This is a genomic window from Achromobacter agilis, assembly GCF_900496965.1.
Taxonomy (GTDB): domain Bacteria; phylum Pseudomonadota; class Gammaproteobacteria; order Burkholderiales; family Burkholderiaceae_B; genus Achromobacter; species Achromobacter agilis.
Window position 1 is genome coordinate 19,650 of record NZ_UFQB01000027.1, and the last position, 19,705, is coordinate 39,354.

General features: G+C 66.5%; 22 protein-coding genes. 18 read left to right on the top strand and 4 right to left on the bottom strand.

Annotated elements, in window-relative coordinates; genetic code table 11:
- The first annotated feature begins 7 nt into the window (after positions 1-7).
- The 9 genes from lpxD to AGI3411_RS25015 all read left to right on the top strand — a co-directional run bounded on the left by lpxD (position 8) and on the right by AGI3411_RS25015 (position 6,568).
- Complete coding sequence (lpxD, locus tag AGI3411_RS24975; protein WP_129530015.1) at positions 8-1,105, top strand: UDP-3-O-(3-hydroxymyristoyl)glucosamine N-acyltransferase; 1,098 nt, start codon at positions 8-10, stop codon at positions 1,103-1,105.
- Between the two features lie 67 nt (positions 1,106-1,172).
- Positions 1,173-1,628, top strand: a complete 456-nt coding sequence (fabZ, locus tag AGI3411_RS24980; RefSeq protein ID WP_076521293.1) for a 3-hydroxyacyl-ACP dehydratase FabZ — start codon at positions 1,173-1,175, stop codon at positions 1,626-1,628.
- Between the two features lie 3 nt (positions 1,629-1,631).
- Positions 1,632-2,426: an acyl-ACP--UDP-N-acetylglucosamine O-acyltransferase gene (gene lpxA / locus AGI3411_RS24985; protein ID WP_129530016.1), complete on the top strand. Its 795-nt coding sequence runs from the start codon at positions 1,632-1,634 to the stop codon at positions 2,424-2,426.
- Positions 2,423-3,619 carry a lipid-A-disaccharide synthase gene (gene lpxB, locus AGI3411_RS24990; RefSeq protein WP_129530017.1) on the top strand — a complete coding sequence of 399 codons (1,197 nt, stop codon included), beginning with the start codon at positions 2,423-2,425 and terminating at the stop codon, positions 3,617-3,619. The genes lpxA and lpxB overlap by 4 nt, the downstream gene beginning before the upstream one ends.
- A complete protein-coding gene (rnhB, locus tag AGI3411_RS24995; RefSeq protein ID WP_129530018.1) occupies positions 3,606-4,247 on the top strand; it encodes a ribonuclease HII in 642 nt (213 codons plus the stop codon). The genes lpxB and rnhB overlap by 14 nt, the downstream gene beginning before the upstream one ends.
- The gene (locus AGI3411_RS25000) at positions 4,244-5,032 is read left to right on the top strand and encodes a TrmH family RNA methyltransferase (protein WP_129530019.1); all 789 of its coding nucleotides are present in this window, start codon (positions 4,244-4,246) and stop codon (positions 5,030-5,032) included. The genes rnhB and AGI3411_RS25000 overlap by 4 nt, the downstream gene beginning before the upstream one ends.
- Before the next feature lie 103 nt (positions 5,033-5,135).
- Positions 5,136-5,603 (top strand): DUF2846 domain-containing protein, encoded by a 468-nt coding sequence (locus tag AGI3411_RS25005; protein WP_129530020.1) that lies wholly within the window; start codon positions 5,136-5,138, stop codon positions 5,601-5,603.
- 165 nt (positions 5,604-5,768) lie between these two features.
- Positions 5,769-6,101: a hypothetical protein gene (locus AGI3411_RS25010; protein ID WP_244240449.1), complete on the top strand. Its 333-nt coding sequence runs from the start codon at positions 5,769-5,771 to the stop codon at positions 6,099-6,101.
- Positions 6,098-6,568: a DUF2846 domain-containing protein gene (locus AGI3411_RS25015; protein WP_129530022.1), complete on the top strand. Its 471-nt coding sequence runs from the start codon at positions 6,098-6,100 to the stop codon at positions 6,566-6,568. The genes AGI3411_RS25010 and AGI3411_RS25015 overlap by 4 nt, the downstream gene beginning before the upstream one ends.
- A gap of 52 nt (positions 6,569-6,620) precedes the next feature.
- On the opposite strand, the gene ppsR is transcribed toward AGI3411_RS25015, so the two are convergent.
- Positions 6,621-7,448: a posphoenolpyruvate synthetase regulatory kinase/phosphorylase PpsR gene (ppsR, locus tag AGI3411_RS25020; RefSeq protein ID WP_129530023.1), complete on the bottom strand. Its 828-nt coding sequence runs from the start codon at positions 7,446-7,448 to the stop codon at positions 6,621-6,623.
- Positions 7,449-7,630: 182 nt separating this feature from the next.
- On the opposite strand from ppsR, the gene ppsA reads away from it, so the two are divergent.
- Complete coding sequence (ppsA, locus tag AGI3411_RS25025) at positions 7,631-9,997, top strand: phosphoenolpyruvate synthase (protein WP_129530024.1); 2,367 nt, start codon at positions 7,631-7,633, stop codon at positions 9,995-9,997.
- Between the two features lie 216 nt (positions 9,998-10,213).
- Here ppsA and AGI3411_RS25030 read toward each other — a convergent pair whose 3' ends face one another.
- Both AGI3411_RS25030 and AGI3411_RS25035 read right to left on the bottom strand, forming a co-directional pair.
- Entirely contained in the window at positions 10,214-11,059 is an 846-nt protein-coding gene (locus AGI3411_RS25030) for a bifunctional transcriptional activator/DNA repair enzyme AdaA (RefSeq protein WP_129530025.1), read from the bottom strand.
- Positions 11,060-11,162: 103 nt separating this feature from the next.
- Positions 11,163-11,900: a glutamine amidotransferase gene (locus AGI3411_RS25035; RefSeq protein ID WP_129530026.1), complete on the bottom strand. Its 738-nt coding sequence runs from the start codon at positions 11,898-11,900 to the stop codon at positions 11,163-11,165.
- A 169-nt stretch (positions 11,901-12,069) separates the two neighbouring features.
- On the opposite strand from AGI3411_RS25035, the gene AGI3411_RS25040 reads away from it, so the two are divergent.
- From AGI3411_RS25040 to AGI3411_RS25050, 3 genes are all read left to right on the top strand, one after another.
- Positions 12,070-12,504, top strand: a complete 435-nt coding sequence (locus AGI3411_RS25040; protein WP_129530027.1) for an NfeD family protein — start codon at positions 12,070-12,072, stop codon at positions 12,502-12,504.
- A gap of 97 nt (positions 12,505-12,601) precedes the next feature.
- Positions 12,602-13,528, top strand: coding sequence for an SPFH domain-containing protein (locus AGI3411_RS25045; protein ID WP_129530028.1), 927 nt, complete (start codon positions 12,602-12,604; stop codon positions 13,526-13,528).
- A gap of 26 nt (positions 13,529-13,554) precedes the next feature.
- Positions 13,555-14,742, top strand: a complete 1,188-nt coding sequence (locus AGI3411_RS25050; RefSeq protein ID WP_129530029.1) for a GGDEF domain-containing protein — start codon at positions 13,555-13,557, stop codon at positions 14,740-14,742.
- A 1-nt stretch (position 14,743) separates the two neighbouring features.
- Here the strand turns inward: AGI3411_RS25050 and smpB are convergent, their stop codons facing one another.
- Positions 14,744-15,217, bottom strand: coding sequence for an SsrA-binding protein SmpB (gene smpB, locus AGI3411_RS25055; RefSeq protein ID WP_129530030.1), 474 nt, complete (start codon positions 15,215-15,217; stop codon positions 14,744-14,746).
- Between the two features lie 224 nt (positions 15,218-15,441).
- Between smpB and AGI3411_RS25060 the strand changes: the two genes are divergently transcribed.
- The 5 genes from AGI3411_RS25060 (at position 15,442) to mmsB (ending at position 19,704) form a co-directional block, all read left to right on the top strand.
- Positions 15,442-15,876: a type II toxin-antitoxin system RatA family toxin gene (locus tag AGI3411_RS25060; protein WP_042793335.1), complete on the top strand. Its 435-nt coding sequence runs from the start codon at positions 15,442-15,444 to the stop codon at positions 15,874-15,876.
- Positions 15,866-16,213 carry an RnfH family protein gene (locus AGI3411_RS25065; protein WP_129530031.1) on the top strand — a complete coding sequence of 116 codons (348 nt, stop codon included), beginning with the start codon at positions 15,866-15,868 and terminating at the stop codon, positions 16,211-16,213. Before AGI3411_RS25060 ends, AGI3411_RS25065 begins: the two co-directional genes overlap by 11 nt.
- A 190-nt stretch (positions 16,214-16,403) precedes the next feature.
- Positions 16,404-17,558, top strand: a complete 1,155-nt coding sequence (locus AGI3411_RS25070) for an acyl-CoA dehydrogenase family protein (protein WP_129530032.1) — start codon at positions 16,404-16,406, stop codon at positions 17,556-17,558.
- Positions 17,555-18,730 carry an enoyl-CoA hydratase/isomerase family protein gene (locus tag AGI3411_RS25075; RefSeq protein WP_129530033.1) on the top strand — a complete coding sequence of 392 codons (1,176 nt, stop codon included), beginning with the start codon at positions 17,555-17,557 and terminating at the stop codon, positions 18,728-18,730. Before AGI3411_RS25070 ends, AGI3411_RS25075 begins: the two co-directional genes overlap by 4 nt.
- An 83-nt stretch (positions 18,731-18,813) precedes the next feature.
- Positions 18,814-19,704, top strand: a complete 891-nt coding sequence (gene mmsB / locus AGI3411_RS25080; protein ID WP_129530034.1) for a 3-hydroxyisobutyrate dehydrogenase — start codon at positions 18,814-18,816, stop codon at positions 19,702-19,704.
- The last annotated feature ends 1 nt before the right edge of the window (position 19,705 follow it).

Sequence of the window (19,705 nt, forward strand, 5' to 3'; positions counted from 1 at the left end):
TCACGTCATGCCGGTTTTACTGGATCTTGTCCGCGCGCCGACGCTTGAAGCACTGTTGAGCGCCGCCAACACCCAGGGATTGGACTGGCGTATCAGTGCGGCACCGGGCGCAGACCCCTTGCGGGTCTGCGGCATCGGAACCTTGTCATCGGCGGGGCCTCAGGAAATTGCATTCCTGGCCAATCCCCGCTACCAGAGCCAGCTCGGCGCCACCAGGGCGGCGGCGGTCATCGTCTCGAATGACGTGGCCGAGGCCCTGGAAGCCGAAGGCAGCCCCCGGCCGCCTTTCGCACTGGTCGTCTGCAAGCATCCCTATCTGCTTTATGCCCGCGTGGCGCAGTGGTTCGACGCCGCGCGGCGGCCCGAGCTGCCCGCCAGCACGCATCCGTCCGCGGTGGTGGCCGATGACGCCACGATCGAAGAGGGTGTGCGCATCGGGCCGCAATGCGTCGTGGAATCCGGCGCCCGGATCGGCCGCGGCACGGTGCTCGGGCCGGGCTGCGTCATCGGCGCGGGCTCGTCCGTGGGCCCGAACAGCCGGCTGCACGCGCACGTCACCTTGTACGAAGGCGTCACCGTCGGCGCCCGGGCCATCATCCACAGCGGCGCAGTGCTGGGCGCGGACGGATTCGGCTTTGCGCCGGATCCCTCGCTCGGCAAGGGCGCCTGGGGCAAGATTCCCCAACTGGGCGGCGTGGCCATCGGCGACGATGTCGAGATCGGCGCCAACACCACGATCGACCGCGGCGCGCTCGAAGACACGATCGTGTCCGATGGCGTGAAGCTGGACAACCAGATCATGGTGGGGCACAACTGCCGCATCGGCGCGCATACCGCGATGGCTGCCTGCGTCGGCGTGGCGGGTTCTACCACGATCGGCGAACGCTGCACGATCGGCGGAGCGGCCATGCTGTCGGGCCACCTGACGCTGGGCGACGACGTCCACGTTTCGGGCGGCACCGCGGTCACGTCCAATATTTCGAAGCCTGGCCGCTACACGGGTGTGTTCCCGTATGCGGAACATGGCGACTGGCAGCGCAACGCCGCCGTGATACAGCAGTTGGCGCAATTGCGCCGCCGCGTGCGGACACTGGAAAAAGAGTAGGGCGCGGTTGCCGCCCCGGCGCGTCCGCGCCGCGAAATTATTTCACTTTGCAGGAAAGCATAGAAAAATGGAACTCGACATCAAGGGGATCATGGAGAGGTTGCCGCATCGTTACCCGATGCTGCTGATTGACCGCGTCGTCGAAATGGTGCCCGGCAAGTCCATCGTGGCCATCAAGAACGTCTCGATCAATGAACCGTTTTTCACGGGTCATTTCCCGCATCACCCGGTGATGCCTGGTGTGCTCATCGTGGAAGCCATGGCCCAGGCCTCGGCCCTGTTCTCGTTCACCGACGAGAACGGCGGACTGAAGTGCGAAGGTTCCAAGACGGCGTACTACCTGGTCGGCATCGACGGCGCGCGTTTCCGCCGTCCCGTGGTGCCGGGCGACCAATTGCGCATCGAGGTGGAAGCCGAACGCTTGAGCCGCAGCATCTGTAAGTACCAAGCGCGCGCGACGGTGGACGGCCAGGAGGTCGCTTCGGCCAAACTGATGTGCGCGATCCGCAGCCTGGAAGAGTAGTCAATGGCAGGAAACATTCACCCCACCGCTGTCGTTGATCCGGCGGCAAAACTCGACCCGAGCGTGGTCGTCGGCGCCTATGCGACGATCGGCCCCAACGTGACCATCGGCGCGGGCACCGAGATCGGCCCGTACTGCATGGTGGACGGGGTGACGGCCATCGGGCGCGACAACCGCTTCTATCGCTACTGCTCGATCGGCGGCATGCCGCAGGACAAGAAGTACCAGGGCGAGCCTACGCGACTGGAGATCGGCGACCGCAACACGGTTCGCGAGTTCGTGACGCTGAACACGGGCACCGTGCAGGACGGCGGGGTCACCACGCTGGGTGATGACAACTGGATCATGGCGTACGTGCACGTCGCGCACGACTGCCACATCGGCAGCAACACCATCCTGGCCAATGCCGTGCAGCTGGGCGGCCACGTCCACGTTGGCGATTGGGCCATCGTGGGAGGCCTGACCGGGGTGCACCAATTCGCGCGCATCGGCGCGCACAGCATGACGGGCGGAAACAGCTCGCTGATGCAGGACTCGCCGCCGTTCGTGCTGGCCGCCGGCAATCCTTGCCGCCCGGTTGGCGTCAACGTCGAAGGCCTGAAGCGCCGCGGGTTCACGCCCGCCGAGATTTCGGCGTTGCGCGACGCCTACAAAGTCATCTACCGCCGTGGGCTCTCCCTGGACGCGGCGCGGGCCGAGCTGCGTGCCCGCCAGCAGGCGGAACCGGAAGTTGCCAGCCGCCTGCAGACCCTGCTCGATTTCCTGGACGTCGCTAGCCGCGGCATCATCCGGCCATGAGCACCCGGATCGGCATGGTGGCCGGCGAGCCTTCGGGCGACCTGCTGGCCGGTCGCATCATTGCCGGTCTGCAAGCGCGCGATGCCGGCGTCCACTGCGAAGGCATCGGCGGGCCGCAGATGCAGGCCCGCGACTTCAACGCCTGGCACCCCATGCACGCCCTGACCGTGTTCGGCTACGTCGACGCGCTCAAGCGGCTGCCCAGCCTGCTCGGCACGTATCGCGACGTCAAGCGCCGCTGGCTGGCTGAGCCGCCCGCCGTCTTCGTGGGCATCGACGCGCCGGATTTCAATCTGCGCCTGGAACACCAGCTGCGGCAGGCCGGCACGCCCACCGTGCACTTTGTCGGGCCGTCGATCTGGGCCTGGCGCTATGAACGCATCCACAAGATCCGCGAGTCGGTATCGCACATGCTCGTGCTGTTCCCGTTCGAGGAAGAGATCTACCGCAAGGAAGGCATCCCGGTGACCTACGTGGGCCACCCCTTGGCCGGAGCGGTGCCGATGCAGCCGGACCGCGCCGCGGCGCGTGCCCGCCTGGGCATCGATCAGGACGCGCGCGTACTGGCGATTTTGCCGGGCAGCCGTTCGTCCGAGATTCGTTTGCTGGCGCCGCGCTTCCTGCAAGCCGCTCAATTGCTGCAAAAGAAAGACCCGGCGCTGCAATGCGTCGTGCCCATGGTCAACGACCAGCGGCGCGCCGAATTCCAGGCCATCCTGGCCCAGTATCCCGTGCCAGGCTTGCGCTGCGTGACCGCGCAGGATCTGCACGGCGAGGGCGGAGAGCGCCAGGCGCCGGTGGCCTGGTCCGTCATGGAGGCGGCCACGGCGGTGCTGGTGGCCAGCGGCACGGCCACGCTCGAGACGGCGCTGTACAAGCGGCCCATGGTGATCTCTTACGTGCTGTCGCCGTGGATGCGCCGCATCATGGCGTGGAAATCCGGCCAGCAGCGTCCCTACCTGCCGTGGGTCGGCCTGCCGAACGTGCTGCTGCGCGATTTCGCGGTGCCTGAATTGCTGCAGGATGACGCAACCCCCGAAAAGCTGGCCGAGGCGACCTGGGCCGCGCTGACCGACGAGGCGCTGACGGCGCGTGTCGAGGCGCGCTTCACTGCCTTGCACCAGGAACTGCTGCGCGATACGCCGGCGCTGGCCGCCCAGGCGATCCTGGAGGTGGCCGGTGGAGCAGCCTGACCTGTTCGCCGCGCCCGAGCAGCCGCCCATGGTGACGGCCGGTGTGGACGAGGCCGGAAGGGGCCCGCTCGCGGGCGCGGTCTACGCCGCGGCCGTGATTCTGGATCCCGCCCGCCCCATCGCTGGGCTGGCGGATTCCAAGGTGCTGAAAGCGGCCACGCGCGAAGCCCTGGCGCTCGAGATCCAGGAATACGCGCTGGCCTGGCACATCGCCAGCGCCAGCGTCGCCGAGATCGACAACCTGAACATCCTGCGCGCCACGATGCTGGCGATGCAGCGGGCCGTGCAGGGCCTGTCCGTCGTGCCCCAGCTGGCGCTGGTGGACGGCAACCAGGCCCCCAAGCTCGGCTGCACCGTGCAGACCGTCATCAAGGGCGATGCGCTGGTGCCCGCGATCTCCGCGGCCTCCATCCTGGCCAAGACCGCCCGCGACGCGGACCTGCTGCGCCTGCACACGCTGTATCCCCAATATGCGTTCGACCAGCACAAGGGCTATGGCACGGCGCTGCATTTGCAGATGCTGCGCGAACACGGCCCGTGCCCCGAACACCGCCGCAGTTTCGCGCCCATCAAGACTTTCGGGCCGGCGGTTGCCGGCGGCGCAAGCGCGCAAGCCCTGACGCCATGAAGCACATCAGTTCCCGCGACAATCCCGCGGTCAAGGCGCTGGCCAGGCTGGCCGGCACGGCCGGCAAGCGCGGCGCGCCCGTGCTGCTGGACGGCGTGCATCTGTGCCAGGCCTGGTTGCAGCATCATGGCGCGCCCGACCAGGCGGTATTCGACGTGGAGCGCCTGTCGCAGCCCGATATCGCCGCATTGGCCGCCGCGGTGCCGGACAATCGCTGCCTGGCGCTGGACGCGCGGCTGATGCAGTCGCTGGCCAGCGTGGAAAGCGGGCAGGGCGTGGCCTTCCTGGTCACACCGCCGGTCGTGGACCTGCCCGCCGACGTGGACGAGAACTGCGTTCTGTTCGACCGCATCCAGGACCCGGGCAATGTGGGCACGCTGTTGCGCACCTGCGCGGCAGCCGGGGTAAAGCGGGTGTTCCTGGCGACGGGCACGGCGGCCGCGTGGTCGCCCAAGGTGCTGCGCAGCGGGCAGGGCGCGCATTTCGCCCTGGCCATCCATGAGCACGTCGATCTTGCCGGGCTGCTGCCGCGCCTGCGGGTGCCGCTGGTGGCCACCGCGCTGGAGGGCGCGCAGGACCTGTACGGCGGGCGCCTGCCGCAGCGCTGCGCCTGGGTTTTCGGCCACGAAGGGCAGGGCGTGGATGCGGCGCTGCTGACCGCCGCGCGCCTCAGGGTGCGCATTCCACACGAGATGGCGGCCGTCGAGTCGCTGAACGTGGGCGCCGCGGCCGCCATTTGCCTGTTCGAGCAGCGCCGTCAGGCGTTGCGCGGCTGCGAAGGCTGATTCCTCTCGCGTTTCGCTCGGCCGGACCGTCCCCCGTTTATACTGCCGCCTTGAATGGGCGGGGCGCCATGGGCGCCCGCGGCTTATCTTCTGGAGACGACATATGAAAAGCTGGGTCAAAGGGATGCTGGCCGCCGCAGGTGCGGTGTTGTTGTTGTCGGGCTGCGCAGGCCCGCGGTATGCCGAGGTGGCATCGCGGATCCCCGCCATGGAGGCCGGCGCCGGCCGTATCTACTTCTACCAGCTTGCTTCGTCCGCAGGCGCCGACGCGGCACAACCGCCGATCCTGGTCGACGGCCGTAAAGTAGGCCGTTCCAAGCCGGGACGCTTCTTCTTCGTGGACCGCCCCGCCGGCCGCCTTTCGGTAGCGATCGCGGCGGCGCGCAAGGACCCGGCCGACGTGGTCGAGGTCACGCTGCCTGCGGGGCAGGCCGTGTACCTGCGAGTAGATATCACGGACGGCAGGCAGGCGCTGCGGCAGGAAACCTCGGCGGAAGTTGCCACGCAGTCCATGGCAGACCTGAAATACTGGGGCGCGGGTTGGCGCGACCGGAAGAATCTGCGGTACTGATCATGGCGCACGTTTTGTAAAACTTGGACGCACTCATATACTTCGAATTTTCCTTTCGAGGTGTCTATGGCGTCATCGCTGGTTCGCAGGCTTGAAGGTCGTTCCGCGCGCGCGGGCAGGGCGCTGTTTCTCGCTGCCGCGTGCACGGTAGCGCTAAGCGCCTGCATGTCGGTCAGTACCCAGAAAGTCAGTATGGCGCCCGTGGCCGCGGCGGACCCCGCCGGCACCATCCAATTGTCCAGGGCGGTCATCGCGGCCCTGCCGAACGACACCAGCGTAACCCTGCCCGCGGGATCGCAATGGCGGCGCGTGGGCGCCCTGCCGCAGGGCGACGTCTACCGTCCGCTGAGCGGATTGTTCACGATCCAGACCCGGCGCCAGGACGAGGCCTATGCCGTGGCGTCGTCCGGCAAGCTGCTCGGCTTCTACCTGCCCGGCGAAAGCGCCTTCCTGCCCCTGTCCCGTCCTGTCGCCTTGCCCGTGGAGATGCGTCAATGAACGCGTGGTTGAAAATGGCGGCCGCGGCAGCGGCCGCGGTCCTGCTGGCCGGTTGTGCCGGATCCAAGTACGAGTCCCTGCATGGCAGGATCCCGCCGATCGCGGAGGGGAATGGCCGGATTTATTTCTATCAGCCGCAGCCCGCCAGCATGGCTGCCGCCCAGCAAAAACTGCGTGTCAACAAGGAGGTCGTGGGACGCAACAAGCCAGGCAGCTTCTTCTTTGTGGACCGCCCGGCGGGCAGCTACGTCGTGACCAACCTGTATTGGACTGGCGACGGCGTGAGCTTCATGCTGGATGCGGGCCAGACGCGCTATGTGCGCATCATGGCGGAATCGCTGGGCAGCACCGGCGCGGTGGGCCAGCTATCGATGCAATTGGTCGACCCCGCCGAACTGGCCGAGAACGAAATGCGTCGGCTGCGCTATTGGGGCGCCGCCTCGCCCGAACGGGTGCCTGGCCTGTAACCCGCCACGGCGCTGTGCGCAAGGGCGCGCCATTGGCGCGCCCTTGTCGTTTTCAGCCCCGGTCCAGGCCCACTTCCTGCAGCACGGTCGTTGCGATTTCCTCGATGGATTTCGTCGTGCTCGACAGCCAGGAAATCCCTTCACGGCGCATCATGCGCTCGGCCTCGGCCACTTCGTAGCGGCATTGCTCCAGCTTGGCGTAGCGGCTATTGGGGCGGCGTTCGTTACGGACCTCGGCCAGGCGCTCGGGCTGGATCGAGAGGCCGAACAGCTTGCCGCGGTGCGGGGCGATGGTCGACGGCAGGGTGCCGCGCTCGAAATCGTCGGGCGTGAGCGGAAAATTGGCCGCCTTGATGGCGTATTGCATGGCCAGGTAGAGGCTGGTAGGTGTCTTGCCGCAGCGGGAGACGCCCACGAGAATCACATCCGCCTGGTCCAGCTGGTTCACGAACTGGCCGTCGTCGTGCGCCAGGCTGAAGTTGATTGCATCGATCCGGTTGCGGTACTTTTCTGAATTGGCCTGCATGTGCGAGCGGCCGATGGAGTGGCTGGATTTCAGCCCCAGCGCCTGCTCGATGTGGCTCACGAAGGTACCGAAGAGGTCCAGGAAAATACCGTTCGCCTGGCGAACACGGGCCAGCATATCGGGGTTGACCAACGTGCTGAAAACGATGGGCGGAACACCGGCCTCCAGGGCGCTGCGGTCGATCCGCATGGCGACTTCCGCTGCTTTTTCCAGGGTGTCGACGAAGGGCAGCCGAACCGGCTTGAAATCGACTCCCTCGAACTGCGAAAGGACTGACTGGCTGAAGGTTTCTGCGGTGATGCCGGTACTGTCGGAAACGATGTATACCGTGCGTACGATCGGGGTAGATGTCATGTGTAAAAAATTCCAACCAGGCGGATGGCCGGACGTACTCGACCGAGTACAATCAGGCCCCTATAAGTCACCCCAAGGGCGGTCCAAGGCCAGTTTGGTCAGCGCGTAGATTTGGGGCTGTGATCCAGCTCCCTGACGCATTGACCAAACTCGCTTTCATTCCATTGTAAAAGGTGACTTCAATGTCGTATGTTGTTTTGTTCGAGCAGCTCCGCATGACGGACGTGGACTCGGTAGGAGGCAAGAACGCATCACTAGGCGAAATGATCAGCCAGCTGTCTGGCGCGGGAGTCCGCGTGCCGGGCGGCTTCGCCACGACCGCGGATGCCTTCCGCGACTTCCTGAAGGCCTCGGGCCTGGACAAGCGCATCGCTGAGCGCTTGAGCACGCTGAACCCCGAAGACGTTCGCGAGCTGGCCAACGCCGGTGCGCAGATCCGCCAATGGATCGTCGATGCGCCGTTCTCGGCCGAATTCGAATCGCAGATCCGCGACGCCTTCGCCAAGCTCGACGCCGACGGCAAGGGTTCGTTCGCCGTGCGTTCGTCCGCCACGGCCGAAGACCTGCCCGACGCCTCGTTCGCCGGCCAGCAGGAAACCTTCCTGAACGTGGTCGGCATCGACGACGTGCTGGACAAGATCCGCCACGTGTTTGCCTCGCTGTACAACGATCGCGCCATTTCCTATCGCGTGCACAAGGGCTATGCCCACGCCGACGTCGCCTTGTCGGCCGGCATCCAGCGCATGGTGCGTTCCGACAAGGGCAGCGCCGGCGTGATGTTCACCATCGACACCGAATCGGGCTTCCAGGACGTGGTGTTCATCACCTCGTCGTACGGCCTGGGCGAAACCGTGGTGCAGGGCGCCGTCAACCCCGACGAGTTCTACGTCTTCAAGCCGACGCTGGCCCAGGGCCATTTCGCGATCGTGGGCCGCCGCATCGGTTCCAAACTGATCAAGATGGAATTCGATCCGGAGCGTCCCGAAGGCCGCGCCGTGCGCACGGTGGACGTGCCCGTTTCCGAGCGCAATCGCTACTCGCTGACCGACGACGAGGTCAACGAACTGGCCCGCTATGCCGTCATCATCGAGAAGCACTACGGCCGTCCCATGGACATCGAATGGGGCCGCGACGGCGTGGACGGCAAGATCTACATCCTGCAGGCGCGTCCGGAAACCGTGAAGTCGCAGCAGGGCGCCTCCGACGTGCAACAGCGCTACCGCCTGAAGGCCACCGGCCATGTCGTGATCACCGGCCGCGCGATCGGCCAGAAAATCGGTTCGGGCCCCGTGCGCGTGGTCGGCGACATCTCCGACATGGACAAGGTCCAGCCGGGCGACGTGCTGGTCACCGACATGACGGACCCCAACTGGGAGCCCGTGATGAAGCGCGCTTCTGCGATCGTGACGAACCGCGGCGGCCGTACCTGCCACGCGGCCATCATCGCGCGCGAGCTGGGCATTCCGGCGGTCGTGGGTTGCGGCAACGCCACCGACGTGCTGAAGGAAGGCCAGGCCGTGACCGTGTCCTGCGCCGAGGGCGACGAAGGCCGCATCTATGACGGCCTGATCGAAACCGAGGTCGAGGAAGTGCGCCGCGGCGAGATGCCCGCCATCGATCTGAAGATCATGATGAACGTGGGCAATCCGCAACTGGCGTTCGACTTCGCCCAGATCCCGAACGGCGGCGTCGGCCTGGCGCGCCTGGAATTCATCATCAACAACAACATCGGCATCCACCCGAAGGCGGTGCTGGATTATCCGAATGTCGACGGCGAACTGAAGAAGGCCGTGGAATCGGCGGCCCGCGGGCACGCCAGCCCGCGCGCGTTCTTCGTCGAGAAGATGGCCGAAGGCGTGGCCACCATCGCCGCCGCCTTCTATCCCAAGCCCGTCATCGTGCGCATGTCGGACTTCAAGTCCAACGAGTACCGCAAGCTGGTCGGCGGTTCGCGCTACGAGCCCGAGGAAGAGAACCCCATGCTGGGCTTCCGCGGCGCGTCGCGCTACATTGCCGAGGACTTCGCCGAGTGCTTCCGCATGGAGTGCGAGGCGCTGAAGAAAGTGCGCGACGACATGGGCCTGACCAACGTCGAGATCATGGTGCCCTTCGTGCGCACCCTCGGCCAGGCCGAGAAGGTGGTGAACCTGTTGGCCAAGCACGGCCTCGCCCGCGGCGAGAACGGCCTGAAGCTCATCATGATGTGCGAAGTGCCGTCCAACGCCATCCTGGCCGACGAGTTCCTGCAGTACTTCGACGGCTTCTCCATTGGCTCGAACGACATGACCCAGCTGACGCTGGGCCTGGACCGCGATTCCGGCATGGAACTGCTGGCCGCCGACTTCGACGAGCGCGACGAGGCCGTGAAGTTCATGCTGCGCCGCGCGATCAAGGCTTGCCTGGCCGCCAACAAGTACGTGGGCATCTGCGGCCAAGGCCCCAGCGATCACCCGGACTTCGCGCAGTGGCTGAAGGACGAGGGCATTCTGTCGATGTCGCTTAACCCGGACACGGTTGTCGATACCTGGCAGCGCCTGGCCAAGAACTGATCGGGTTCCCGATCTGAAAGACCCCGCGTCCGGGAGGGCGCGGGGTTTTTTTGTTGGGTGTCAGACACCCGGGCAGGCCAATCTTGTATGCGCGGGCGTCTCGTAGGGGTGTCAGACACAAGCGCCATACACCCGGTGTCTGACACCCGTACGAGATTGCCGGCCGGCTGACGCCGGCCTGCCCGGGTGTCTGACACCTCTCGAGCCAACAATCCGCTACGCCGCCAACGCCTCCCGCGCAATCAATTCCCGCTTGCGGTCGATGCCCCAGCGGTAGCCGGCCAGGGAGCCGTCGGTGCGCACCACGCGGTGGCAGGGGATGGCCAGGGCGATGTTGTTGGTGGCGCAGGCGCGCGCCACGGCGCGCACGGCCCGGGGCGAGCCGATGCGTTCGGCGATATCGGTATAGGTGGCCGTCTCGCCCACGGGGATCTCGCGCAGCGCTTCCCAGACGCGGCGCTGGAAGGCGGTGCCGCGCACGTCCAGGGGCAGGTCCAGACCCCGCGAAGGATCTTCGACGAAGCCCACCACGGAGGCCACCCAGCTTTCGAATTGCGCGTCGGCGCCGATCAGGCGCGCCGCCTTGAAGCGGTCCTGCAGGTCGCGGACGAGCTGCTCCGGGTCTTCGTGCAGAGCGATCTCGCAGATGCCGGTATCGCTGGCGGCCACCAGCAGGGCGCCCAGCGAGCATTGGGCGACCGCGAAGCGGATGTCCACGCCCGCGCCGTTCTTGCGGAAGGCGGTGGGCGTCATGCCCAGGATGGCGGGTGCGGCTTCGTAGAAGCGTCCGCTGGAATTGAAGCCGGCGTCGTACATGGCGTCGGTGACGCTGGCGCTTTGCTCCAGGCGCTGGCGCGCGCGGTTGGCGCGCAAGGCAGTGGCATAGGCCTTGGGGGTGACGCCCGTGGCCGCCTTGAAGACGCGATGGAAATGAAACCGGCTCATGCCGGCCTGCTCGGCCAGCGTGGCCAGGTCTGGCGGCTGCTCGGACTCCAGCGCGCGGCAGGCGCGCTCGACGGCGGCGGCGTGCTGTTTGCTCAAAGAGGCGGCGGCGTGGTTCATAAGGGACTCCTGACGGTGCGCGGACTCTGCGCTTGACCGTATCGTCTCAAGGCCAGCCGTCTGCTGCACTCCGGTTGTTGCGCGGGCCAGGGCCGGAACCGGCCTAGGCGGAAGCGTAGGTGTCCAGGAAGCGGCGCAGCAGGCCACCCGCCACGGGCGTGGCGCGCACGTTGGCGGACAGGCCCGGCACGTCCAGGTTTTCTGCGGCGTAGCGGCGCCCGAAACGCTCGAGGTGGGCACGGATGAAGTCGGGGCCGAATTCAGGGTGGAACTGGGTGGAGAATACGTTGCGGCCGATCCGGATCATCTGGTGTTCGTCCAGATCCGACCGGGCCAGCACGGCGGAGCCGGGGGGCGGCTGCAGCACGGTCTGCGCATGCAGCATCTGGGCCGGGAAGGTGGGCGGAAGGCCCGCCAGCAGCCTGTCGCCGGCGGCGGGCGGCAGCAATTCCACCGTTTGCGTGCCGACTTCGCGGCCGGCGGGGTTATAGCCCACCTTGCCGCCCAGGGCATAGGCCAGCAACTGGTGGCCGTAGCAGACGCCGAACATGGGCAACTCCGCAGCGGCGGCTTCGCGCAGCCAGGCGGCGGTGTGTTCGCTCCAGGGCTCCTTGTCGGTGACCATCGCGGGAGAACCCGTGATCAGCGCGGCGCGATAGCTGGCCGGCGGCCGCGGCCGGTGGCCTTCGTGCACGGCCACGATTTCCATGGCGTCGGGCGTCAGGCCCGCGGCCTGGGCAAGCTGGTCGGCATAGCCGCCGAACTGGCTTTTGAGCGTATCGTCCGGATCGCCGGTGTGCAGGATCAGGACGGGAAGGGCGGAAGGAATTGCAGCGGTCATTGGGGGCTTTGCGTAAATAGGTACGGGCGCCGGGTCCTGATGGATCGCCACCGCCAGCGCACATCATAATCCAGCGCTATTGTCCTTGAAGCACAACGTCTTTACCGTTCCGTCCCGGAAATACGTACAATCCGGCACAGGAACTCATCCTTTCGGGCGAACGAAGACTATGTGGATATGGCTGGGACTGGCCGCGCTGGCCCTGATCGGCGAATTGGCGACGGGAACGTTCTATTTGCTGCTGGTGGCCCTGGGGCTTGCGGCAGGGGGCGTGGCCGCATGGTTCGGCGCCGGCCTCGAGTGGGAACTCGTGGCTTGCGGCGTGGTGCTGCTGCTGGGCCTGCTTATCCTGCGCAAGACCTGTGTCCTGAAAAAGCGCGAGGTCGACTCGGCCAGCAATGCAGACGTCAACCTGGACATCGGCCAGACCGTCTCGGTCGAGGCCTGGTCCGAGAACGGCACGGCGCGCGTCTGGTACCGCGGGGCGCACTGGCAGGCCGAGCTGGCCCAGGGGCAGGCGCCGCAGGCCGGCGAACAGACCATTACCGAAATGCGCGGCTCGATCCTGGTGCTGACCCCCAAGGGCACGCCCGGATCGGCATGAGCAGCGCCGGTCCGCCGCAGGCGAGGCCGGCAGCAGGCGCCGAGGCCGTCCGGGCAGGCTCTGCGAACGTACTTACCAGAAGGAGAGGCTCCGAATCATGATCGATACTTCCACCATCGTCCTGCTCGTCGTCGTCGCGCTGGCGATACTGATCGTCATCAGGGCGATCGCCATCGTGCCCCAGCAGCATGCCTGGGTGGTCGAGCGCCTGGGCAAGTTCGACCGGGTCCTGTCGCCGGGCGCGGGTTTCGTCATCCCGTTCATCGAGCGCGTGTCGTACAAGCATTCGCTCAAGGAAATCCCGCTGGACGTGCCCAGCCAGGTCTGCATCACGCGCGACAACACGCAGCTGCAGGTGGACGGCGTGCTGTACTTCCAGGTCACGGATCCGATGCGCGCCTCCTACGGTTCGTCGAATTACATCTCGGCCATCACGCAGCTCGCCCAGACGACGCTGCGCTCCGTCATCGGCAAGATGGAGCTGGACCGCACGTTCGAAGAGCGCGATTCGATCAACAGCAACATCGTGTCGTCGCTGGACGAGGCCGCGCTGAATTGGGGCGTGAAGGTCCTGCGCTACGAAATCAAGGACTTGACACCGCCCAATGAGATCCTGCGTTCGATGCAGGCGCAGATCACCGCCGAACGGGAAAAGCGCGCACTGATCGCGGCATCCGAAGGCCGCCGCCAGGAACAGATCAACATCGCCACGGGCGAACGCGAAGCCGCGATCGCCCGTTCGGAAGGCGAGAAGCAGGCGCAGATCAACCAGGCCCAGGGCGAGGCCGCGGCGGTGCTCGCGATCGCCGAGGCCACCGCCAAGGCCATTACGCAAGTCGCCGACGCGGTGCGCCAGCCGGGCGGCATGGAAGCCGTGAACCTCAAGGTGGCCGAGCGCTACGTCGAGGCGTTCGGCAACGTGGCCAAGGAAGGCAATACGCTGATCCTGCCGGCCAACCTGGCGGATGTGGGCGGCATGATCGCCTCCGCCATGACCATCGTGAAGTCCACCCGGAACAGCTGACAATCGCGCCCGCGGGCGCCCGGACGATGATCGCTCCCGTTAACTTGCTCTTGGTGGCAGCGCTGGCGGGAGTGCTTGCGCTGTGCGTGCTCGGGTCGCTGGCCCGCAGCGGCATGGCGGGCATCAAAGAAGCGATTTGCGCCAATCTGCTGACGCTGCTGGCATTCGGCGCCTTCGCGTTCCAGGCCACCGGCGCGCCTCTGTTCCTGTCGGTGATCCTGGCCAATACGGCGGTTGCGCTGGCCCTGTGCGCGTACTACGCAGGCCTGTGCAGGTTGGTCGGCCGGCCCGTGCCCCGGCATTTCATGGCGCTGGCCTCGGGGGCGACGCTGCTGGTGCTGGCCGCCTATACGTATATCGAGCCCCGGATCGGGGCCCGCATGGTGGCGATGTCGGCGCTGATGACCGGCTTCATGCTGGCGATCGCCGTGACCGTGGGGCATGGCATGCCGATGAACCGGTCGCGCTATAGCTACCATTTCGTCCGCGTGGTGGCGTTCGTGTCGGCCGTGGTCTGCGCCGCGCGCGCCGTGGTCTACCTGCTCGGTATCGCGGCGCCGCAGGCGCTGCTGCTGCCTACTGCCTGGAATATCGCGTTCATGACGCTGGGCGTGCTGACCATGCCCTGCCTGACCCTGGGCACCATCATGATCATCCACGACCGCATGCTGGCGGATCGCGAGCAAGAGGCGAATACGGATTTCCTGACCGGCCTGATGTCGCGCAAGGCGTGGTGGCTGCAGGCCGAACGCTATTGCGCGCAGGCGCTGCGCACGCGGCGGCCGCTGGCGATGCTATTGCTGGATATCGACCATTTCAAGCGCATCAACGATACCCATGGGCATGCCGCGGGGGACGCCGTGCTGCGCCATTTCGGCCTGCTGGCCACCGCCACGCTGCGCACCGGCGACCACGTGGGCCGCGTGGGCGGAGAGGAGTTCGCCGTGCTGTTTCCCGACTTGCGCAGCGATGCGGTCATGGAGGTGGCCGGCCGGCTGCTGGATTCGGTGCGGCGCACGCCGTGTTCACACGGCGGCAGCACCATTTCGTATACGTTCAGCGCCGGGGTGGCCAACTGGATACCCGGCGAGAGCCTGCAGGCGTTTTTCGAGCGGGCCGACCGCAAGCTCTATACGGCGAAGGCCAGGGGGCGCAACGGGATCGTCGGGCCGGGCGGGGATGCCGACCGCCAATTGCTCCCGACGGCCGCCTGAATCAGTCGTCCTTGCTCCGGCGCGGGGCGCGGGTGTCGTGCTTCATCATGCGCTCTTTCTCGCGCTGCCAGTCTTTTTCGCGCGAGGTGTCGCGTTTGTCGTACAGCTTCTTGCCGCGGCCCAGCGCGAAGTCCAGCTTGATGCGCCCGTTCTTGTAGTGCAGGTTGAGCGGCACCAGCGTATAGCCGCGCTGTTCGACCTTGCCGATGAGCTTGCTGATTTCCTCGGCCTTGAGCAGCAGCTTGCGCGTGCGCATGGCATCGGGGTGGATGTGCGTGGAGGCCGTGGGCAGGGGGCTGACGTGCATGCCCAGGAGGTAGAGTTCGCCATCGCGCACGATGACGTAGCTTTCCTTGAGCTGTACGCGGCCATCGCGGATCGCCTTGACTTCCCAGCCTTGCAGCACCAGGCCGGCCTCGTAGCGGTCTTCGATGAAATAGTCGTGCGTGGCCTTGCGGTTGTCGATAATGCTCATAAAGCCTGTTTTGTACGTGTCGTCGGAGCCCGCCGCCGGTTGGTTTTGGGACGGGCTTCTGAGTTCATGCTGCGTAGCCGCCTGCATGGGCCTCTACTCGGGGCCGCGCGGATCCGGCTTCGCCGGTCCGCCAGCGGCGCCCCTTGAGGGGGAAGCGCGCAGCGCTTCGGGGGCGGGACATACCCTTGGTAAAATCCTGCCATTCTAGCCATTTGCGATAGCCGATGCACAAAGTACAACGATCCGTCCTGGTGCCCTACAGTGCCGCCCAGATGTTCGACCTGGTCGCCGACGTGGAGAAGTACCCCGAGTTCATGCCCTGGTGCGGCGGCGCCGAGGTGCAGACGCGGGACGAGCACGGCATGCAGGCGTCCATTCTGATCAGCTTCGCGGGGATGAAGCAGCGCTTCACTACGCGCAACACCCATGCCTATCCCGACCGGATCGACCTTGAACTGGTGGATGGTCCGTTCTCCAGCCTGGTGGGGCACTGGGAGTTCCAGCCGTTGGCGGAAGACGCCTGCAAGGTGCTGTTCACCATGGAATACGCGTTTTCCAACCGGGCGCTCGAAATGGTGGTGGGGCCGGTGTTCAACCGCATTGCCACCAGCTTTATCGATTCCTTCACCAAGCGCGCGCAGGCCAAGTATGGCGAATGAGCCGTCCCCGCCGCGGCCATTGCGCGTCAGCGTCTGCTATGCGCTGCCGGGCCACGTCTGGTTGCGCGAGCTGAACCTGCCCGACGGCGCCACCGTGGCGGACGCGCTGGCCGAGAGCGGCTTCGGCGATGCCTTCCCGATCGTGCAGCCCTGGGAGCGCGGCGTGGGCATTTTCGGCCGCGCCACCGAACCCCAGGCCCGGCTGGCCGACGGCGACCGCGTGGAGATCTATCGCGGCCTCAGCTTCGACCCCAAGGAATCGCGCCGGCGCCGCGCGGAGCATCGCCGCGCCAAGACGGCCAGGAACGGCCGCATCCGTCCGGCCGGCCTGCTGTAGTTCGCGGCCCGGCAAGGGCCCCCGGAACACATTGTCGCGGGTAAGACAAATCGCGCCGGCGCTTCGGGCGTAACATAAACGTCGTTACGGATTTACGTTTACGTCAACGTCATGCCAAAATCGGTATGCTGGCGTTCACGAGACGGCAGCAACGCCAACAGACAATACCGACTACAACAGGAGACAGGCTGTGGACTTGGAACTGACCGACGAGCAGCGCGCGTTCGCGCAGGCCGCGCGCGATTACGCAGAGGGTGAGCTGGCTCCCCACGCCGCGCACTGGGACGCCGAGGGCATCTTCCCGCGCGAGGCCTTCGCCCGGGCGGGCGAGATGGGCTTCTGCGCCATTTACGCCAGCGAAGACATCGGCGGCCTGGGGCTGCCGCGCCTGGACGCCACCCTGGTGTTCGAGGAAATGGCGGCGGTCGACCCGTCCACCACGGCGTTCCTGACGATCCACAACATGGCCACCTGGATGGTGGGCAAGTGGGGGCAGCCAGGGCTGCGCGAAGCCTGGGGCCCGTTGCTGGCCAGCGGCCAGAAGCTGGCCTCGTACTGCCTGACCGAGCCGGGCGCGGGTTCCGACGCGGCTTCCCTGTCCACCCGCGCGCAGCGCGAGGGCGATGACTACATCGTCAATGGCGCCAAGGCGTTCATCTCGGGCGGCGGCGACACCGACCTGCTGGTGGTCATGGCGCGCACCGGGGGCGAGGGCGCGGGCGGCATCAGCGCCTTCGCCATCCCGGCCGACAGCGAAGGCATCGGCTACGGACGCAAGGAAGAGAAGATGGGCTGGAACAGCCAGTCCACGCGCCCCATCACGTTCGAGAACGTCCGCGTGCCCGCCGCCAACATGCTGGGCCAGGAAGGCGAGGGCTTCAAGATCGCCATGAAGGGCCTGGACGGCGGCCGCATCAATATCGGCACCTGCTCCGTGGGCGCCGCGCAAGGGGCGCTGGACGCCGCCCGGCGCTACATGGACGAGCGCAGGCAGTTCAACCGGCGCCTGGCCGAATTCCAGGCGCTGCAATTCAAGCTGGCCGACATGGCCACGCACCTGGTGGCGGCCCGCCAGATGGTGCGCCTGGCGGCCTGCAAATTGGATGCGGGCGCGCCCGACGCGGCGACCTACTGCGCGATGGCCAAGCGCTTCGCCACCGACATGGGGTTCCAGATCTGCCTGGATGCGCAGCAGATTCACGGCGGCTACGGATACTTGCGGGACTATCCCTTGGAGCGTCTGGTGCGCGATACTCGCGTTCATCAGATTCTGGAGGGAACCAACGAGATCATGCGAGTGATCATTTCCCGCCAATTGTTGGAAAAAGGAGCCGACATACGATGAATGCACCGGTGCTGTTCGAAGAAAAAGCCGCTGCCAATGGAATGCGCTTCGGGATCGCGACGCTGAACTCGCCGCAGACCCTGAACGGCCTGTCGCTGGAAATGGTGGACCTCCTGGCCGCGCAGCTGGATACCTGGGCGAATGACCCGGGCGTGGCCCTGGTGGTTCTGCAGGGCGCCGGCGAAAAGGCATTCTGTGCCGGAGGCGACCTGCACGGGCTTTACCGCAGCATGCAAGAGAACACGGGCAAGTCCGGCTGGAGCAACGCCTATGCGCGGCGCTTCTTCGAGCACGAATACCGGCTGGACTATCGCATCCACACCTATCCCAAGCCCGTGCTGTGCTGGGGGCACGGCATCGTCATGGGCGGCGGGATCGGCCTGATGATGGGAGCCAGCCACCGCGTGGTCAGCGAGGCCTCGCGCCTGGCGATGCCCGAGGTCACTATCGGCCTGTTCCCGGATGTCGGCGGCAGCTGGCTGCTCAACCGCATGCCAGGCCGGATCGGTTTGTTCCTGGCGCTGACCGGCGCGCAGATGAATACGGCCGACGCCTTTTTCGCCGGCCTGGCGGATTTCCGCCTGAATTACGAGGATTGGCCCAAGCTGCTCGCCTCGCTCGAGGAACAGCCCTGGGCCGGCCAGGTGTCGGGCGCCGCCGAAGACGCCATTCCCCCGCGCTCGATCAACGACGGCCTGCTGCGCCGCGCCCTGACGGCGCTGGAACCGCGGGCGCCGCTCGAGGGCGGCCACCTGCGCCAGCATTCGTTCCTGATCAACAGCCTGTGCAGCGGCAACCGGCTGGACGATATTTATGAAGAGTTGGCCGCGCTGAAAGACCACGAGGATCCCTGGCTGGCGCGAGCGGCGTCGACGATGCTGGCGGGTTCGCCGGGCTCGGTGCGCCTGTCGTTCGCGCTGCAGCAGCGCATGCGCCTGCGCTCGCTGGACGATGTGTTCCGCGCCGAATACATCGCGGCGCTGGCCTGCACGGCGCATGGCGATTTCGCGGAAGGCATCCGCGCGCTGCTGATCGACAAGGACAAGAAGCCGCGCTGGAATCCCGCGGTGATGGACATGGCCACCGACGCCTGGGTGCAGAAGTTCTTCGACGAACCCTGGCCCGAAGGCGAGCCCCATCCGCTTGCGGACCTGGGCAAGGAAGGGCGATAGCCCGTCCGGGGCGGCGCCGGCGCCCATTACGCAGTACACGATGATTCCATACCTACAGCATTGGCAACAGGAGACAAGACATCATGAGCAGTATCGCGTTTATCGGATTGGGCAACATGGGCGCGCCCATGGCATTGAATCTGGTCAAGGCCGGCCATAGCCTGACGGTCTTCGACCTCGTGCCGGCGGCCGTGAAAGGGCTGACCGACGCCGGCGCCAAGGCCGCGGCTTCCGCCGCCGAGGCGGTCAAGGGCGCCGAGGTGGTGATTTCCATGCTTCCGGCCAGCAAGCACGTGGAGGGGCTGTACCTGGGCGAGGACCTGCTGGGCAAGATCCCGTCCTCGGCGCTGGTCATCGAATGCAGCACCATCGCGCCGGATTCGGCGCGCAAGGTGGCCCAGGCCGCCGAGGTGCGCGGCATCACCATGATCGACGCGCCGGTCTCCGGCGGCACCGGCGGGGCGGCCGCCGGCACGCTGACGTTCATCGTCGGCGGCCAGGCCGAGGCGCTCGAGCGCGCCCGTCCGGTCCTGGAGAAAATGGGCAAGAACATCTTCCACGCCGGCCCGGCTGGCGCTGGCCAGGTGGCGAAGATCTGCAACAACATGCTGCTGGGTATCCTGATGGCGGGCACGTCCGAGGCGCTGGCGCTGGGCGTGGCCAATGGGCTGGATCCCAAGGTGTTGTCGGACATCATCGCCAAGAGTTCGGGCCGCAACTGGGCGACCGAACTCTACAACCCCTGGCCCGGCGTGATGGAGCACACCCCGGCGTCCAAGGGCTATGCGGGCGGCTTCGGCGTGGACCTGATGCTGAAGGACCTGGGTCTGGCGGCCGAGGCGGCCCTGTCGGCGCGGGCCTCGATCCCGCTGGGCGAACTGGCGCGCAATCTCTATTCCCTGCATAGCGCGGGCGGGTCGGGCAGGCTGGATTTCTCCAGCATCGTCAACCTCGTCAAGCGCGAGCAGGACTGAC

Coding starts and splice junctions, on each gene's coding strand:
- mmsB (WP_129530034.1), top strand. CDS start 18,814: ATGAGCAGTATCGCGTTTATCGGATTGGGCAACATGGGCGCGCCCATG.
- ppsR (WP_129530023.1), bottom strand. CDS start 7,448: ATGACATCTACCCCGATCGTACGCACGGTATACATCGTTTCCGACAGT.
- ppsA (WP_129530024.1), top strand. CDS start 7,631: ATGTCGTATGTTGTTTTGTTCGAGCAGCTCCGCATGACGGACGTGGAC.
- lpxA (WP_129530016.1), top strand. CDS start 1,632: ATGGCAGGAAACATTCACCCCACCGCTGTCGTTGATCCGGCGGCAAAA.
- AGI3411_RS25065 (WP_129530031.1), top strand. CDS start 15,866: ATGGCGAATGAGCCGTCCCCGCCGCGGCCATTGCGCGTCAGCGTCTGC.
- AGI3411_RS25040 (WP_129530027.1), top strand. CDS start 12,070: ATGTGGATATGGCTGGGACTGGCCGCGCTGGCCCTGATCGGCGAATTG.
- fabZ (WP_076521293.1), top strand. CDS start 1,173: ATGGAACTCGACATCAAGGGGATCATGGAGAGGTTGCCGCATCGTTAC.
- AGI3411_RS25050 (WP_129530029.1), top strand. CDS start 13,555: ATGATCGCTCCCGTTAACTTGCTCTTGGTGGCAGCGCTGGCGGGAGTG.
- AGI3411_RS25010 (WP_244240449.1), top strand. CDS start 5,769: ATGTCGGTCAGTACCCAGAAAGTCAGTATGGCGCCCGTGGCCGCGGCG.
- AGI3411_RS25030 (WP_129530025.1), bottom strand. CDS start 11,059: ATGAACCACGCCGCCGCCTCTTTGAGCAAACAGCACGCCGCCGCCGTC.
- lpxD (WP_129530015.1), top strand. CDS start 8: ATGCCGGTTTTACTGGATCTTGTCCGCGCGCCGACGCTTGAAGCACTG.
- AGI3411_RS25035 (WP_129530026.1), bottom strand. CDS start 11,900: ATGACCGCTGCAATTCCTTCCGCCCTTCCCGTCCTGATCCTGCACACC.
- AGI3411_RS25015 (WP_129530022.1), top strand. CDS start 6,098: ATGAACGCGTGGTTGAAAATGGCGGCCGCGGCAGCGGCCGCGGTCCTG.
- AGI3411_RS25045 (WP_129530028.1), top strand. CDS start 12,602: ATGATCGATACTTCCACCATCGTCCTGCTCGTCGTCGTCGCGCTGGCG.
- AGI3411_RS25005 (WP_129530020.1), top strand. CDS start 5,136: ATGAAAAGCTGGGTCAAAGGGATGCTGGCCGCCGCAGGTGCGGTGTTG.
- AGI3411_RS25000 (WP_129530019.1), top strand. CDS start 4,244: ATGAAGCACATCAGTTCCCGCGACAATCCCGCGGTCAAGGCGCTGGCC.
- AGI3411_RS25060 (WP_042793335.1), top strand. CDS start 15,442: ATGCACAAAGTACAACGATCCGTCCTGGTGCCCTACAGTGCCGCCCAG.
- smpB (WP_129530030.1), bottom strand. CDS start 15,217: ATGAGCATTATCGACAACCGCAAGGCCACGCACGACTATTTCATCGAA.
- AGI3411_RS25075 (WP_129530033.1), top strand. CDS start 17,555: ATGAATGCACCGGTGCTGTTCGAAGAAAAAGCCGCTGCCAATGGAATG.
- lpxB (WP_129530017.1), top strand. CDS start 2,423: ATGAGCACCCGGATCGGCATGGTGGCCGGCGAGCCTTCGGGCGACCTG.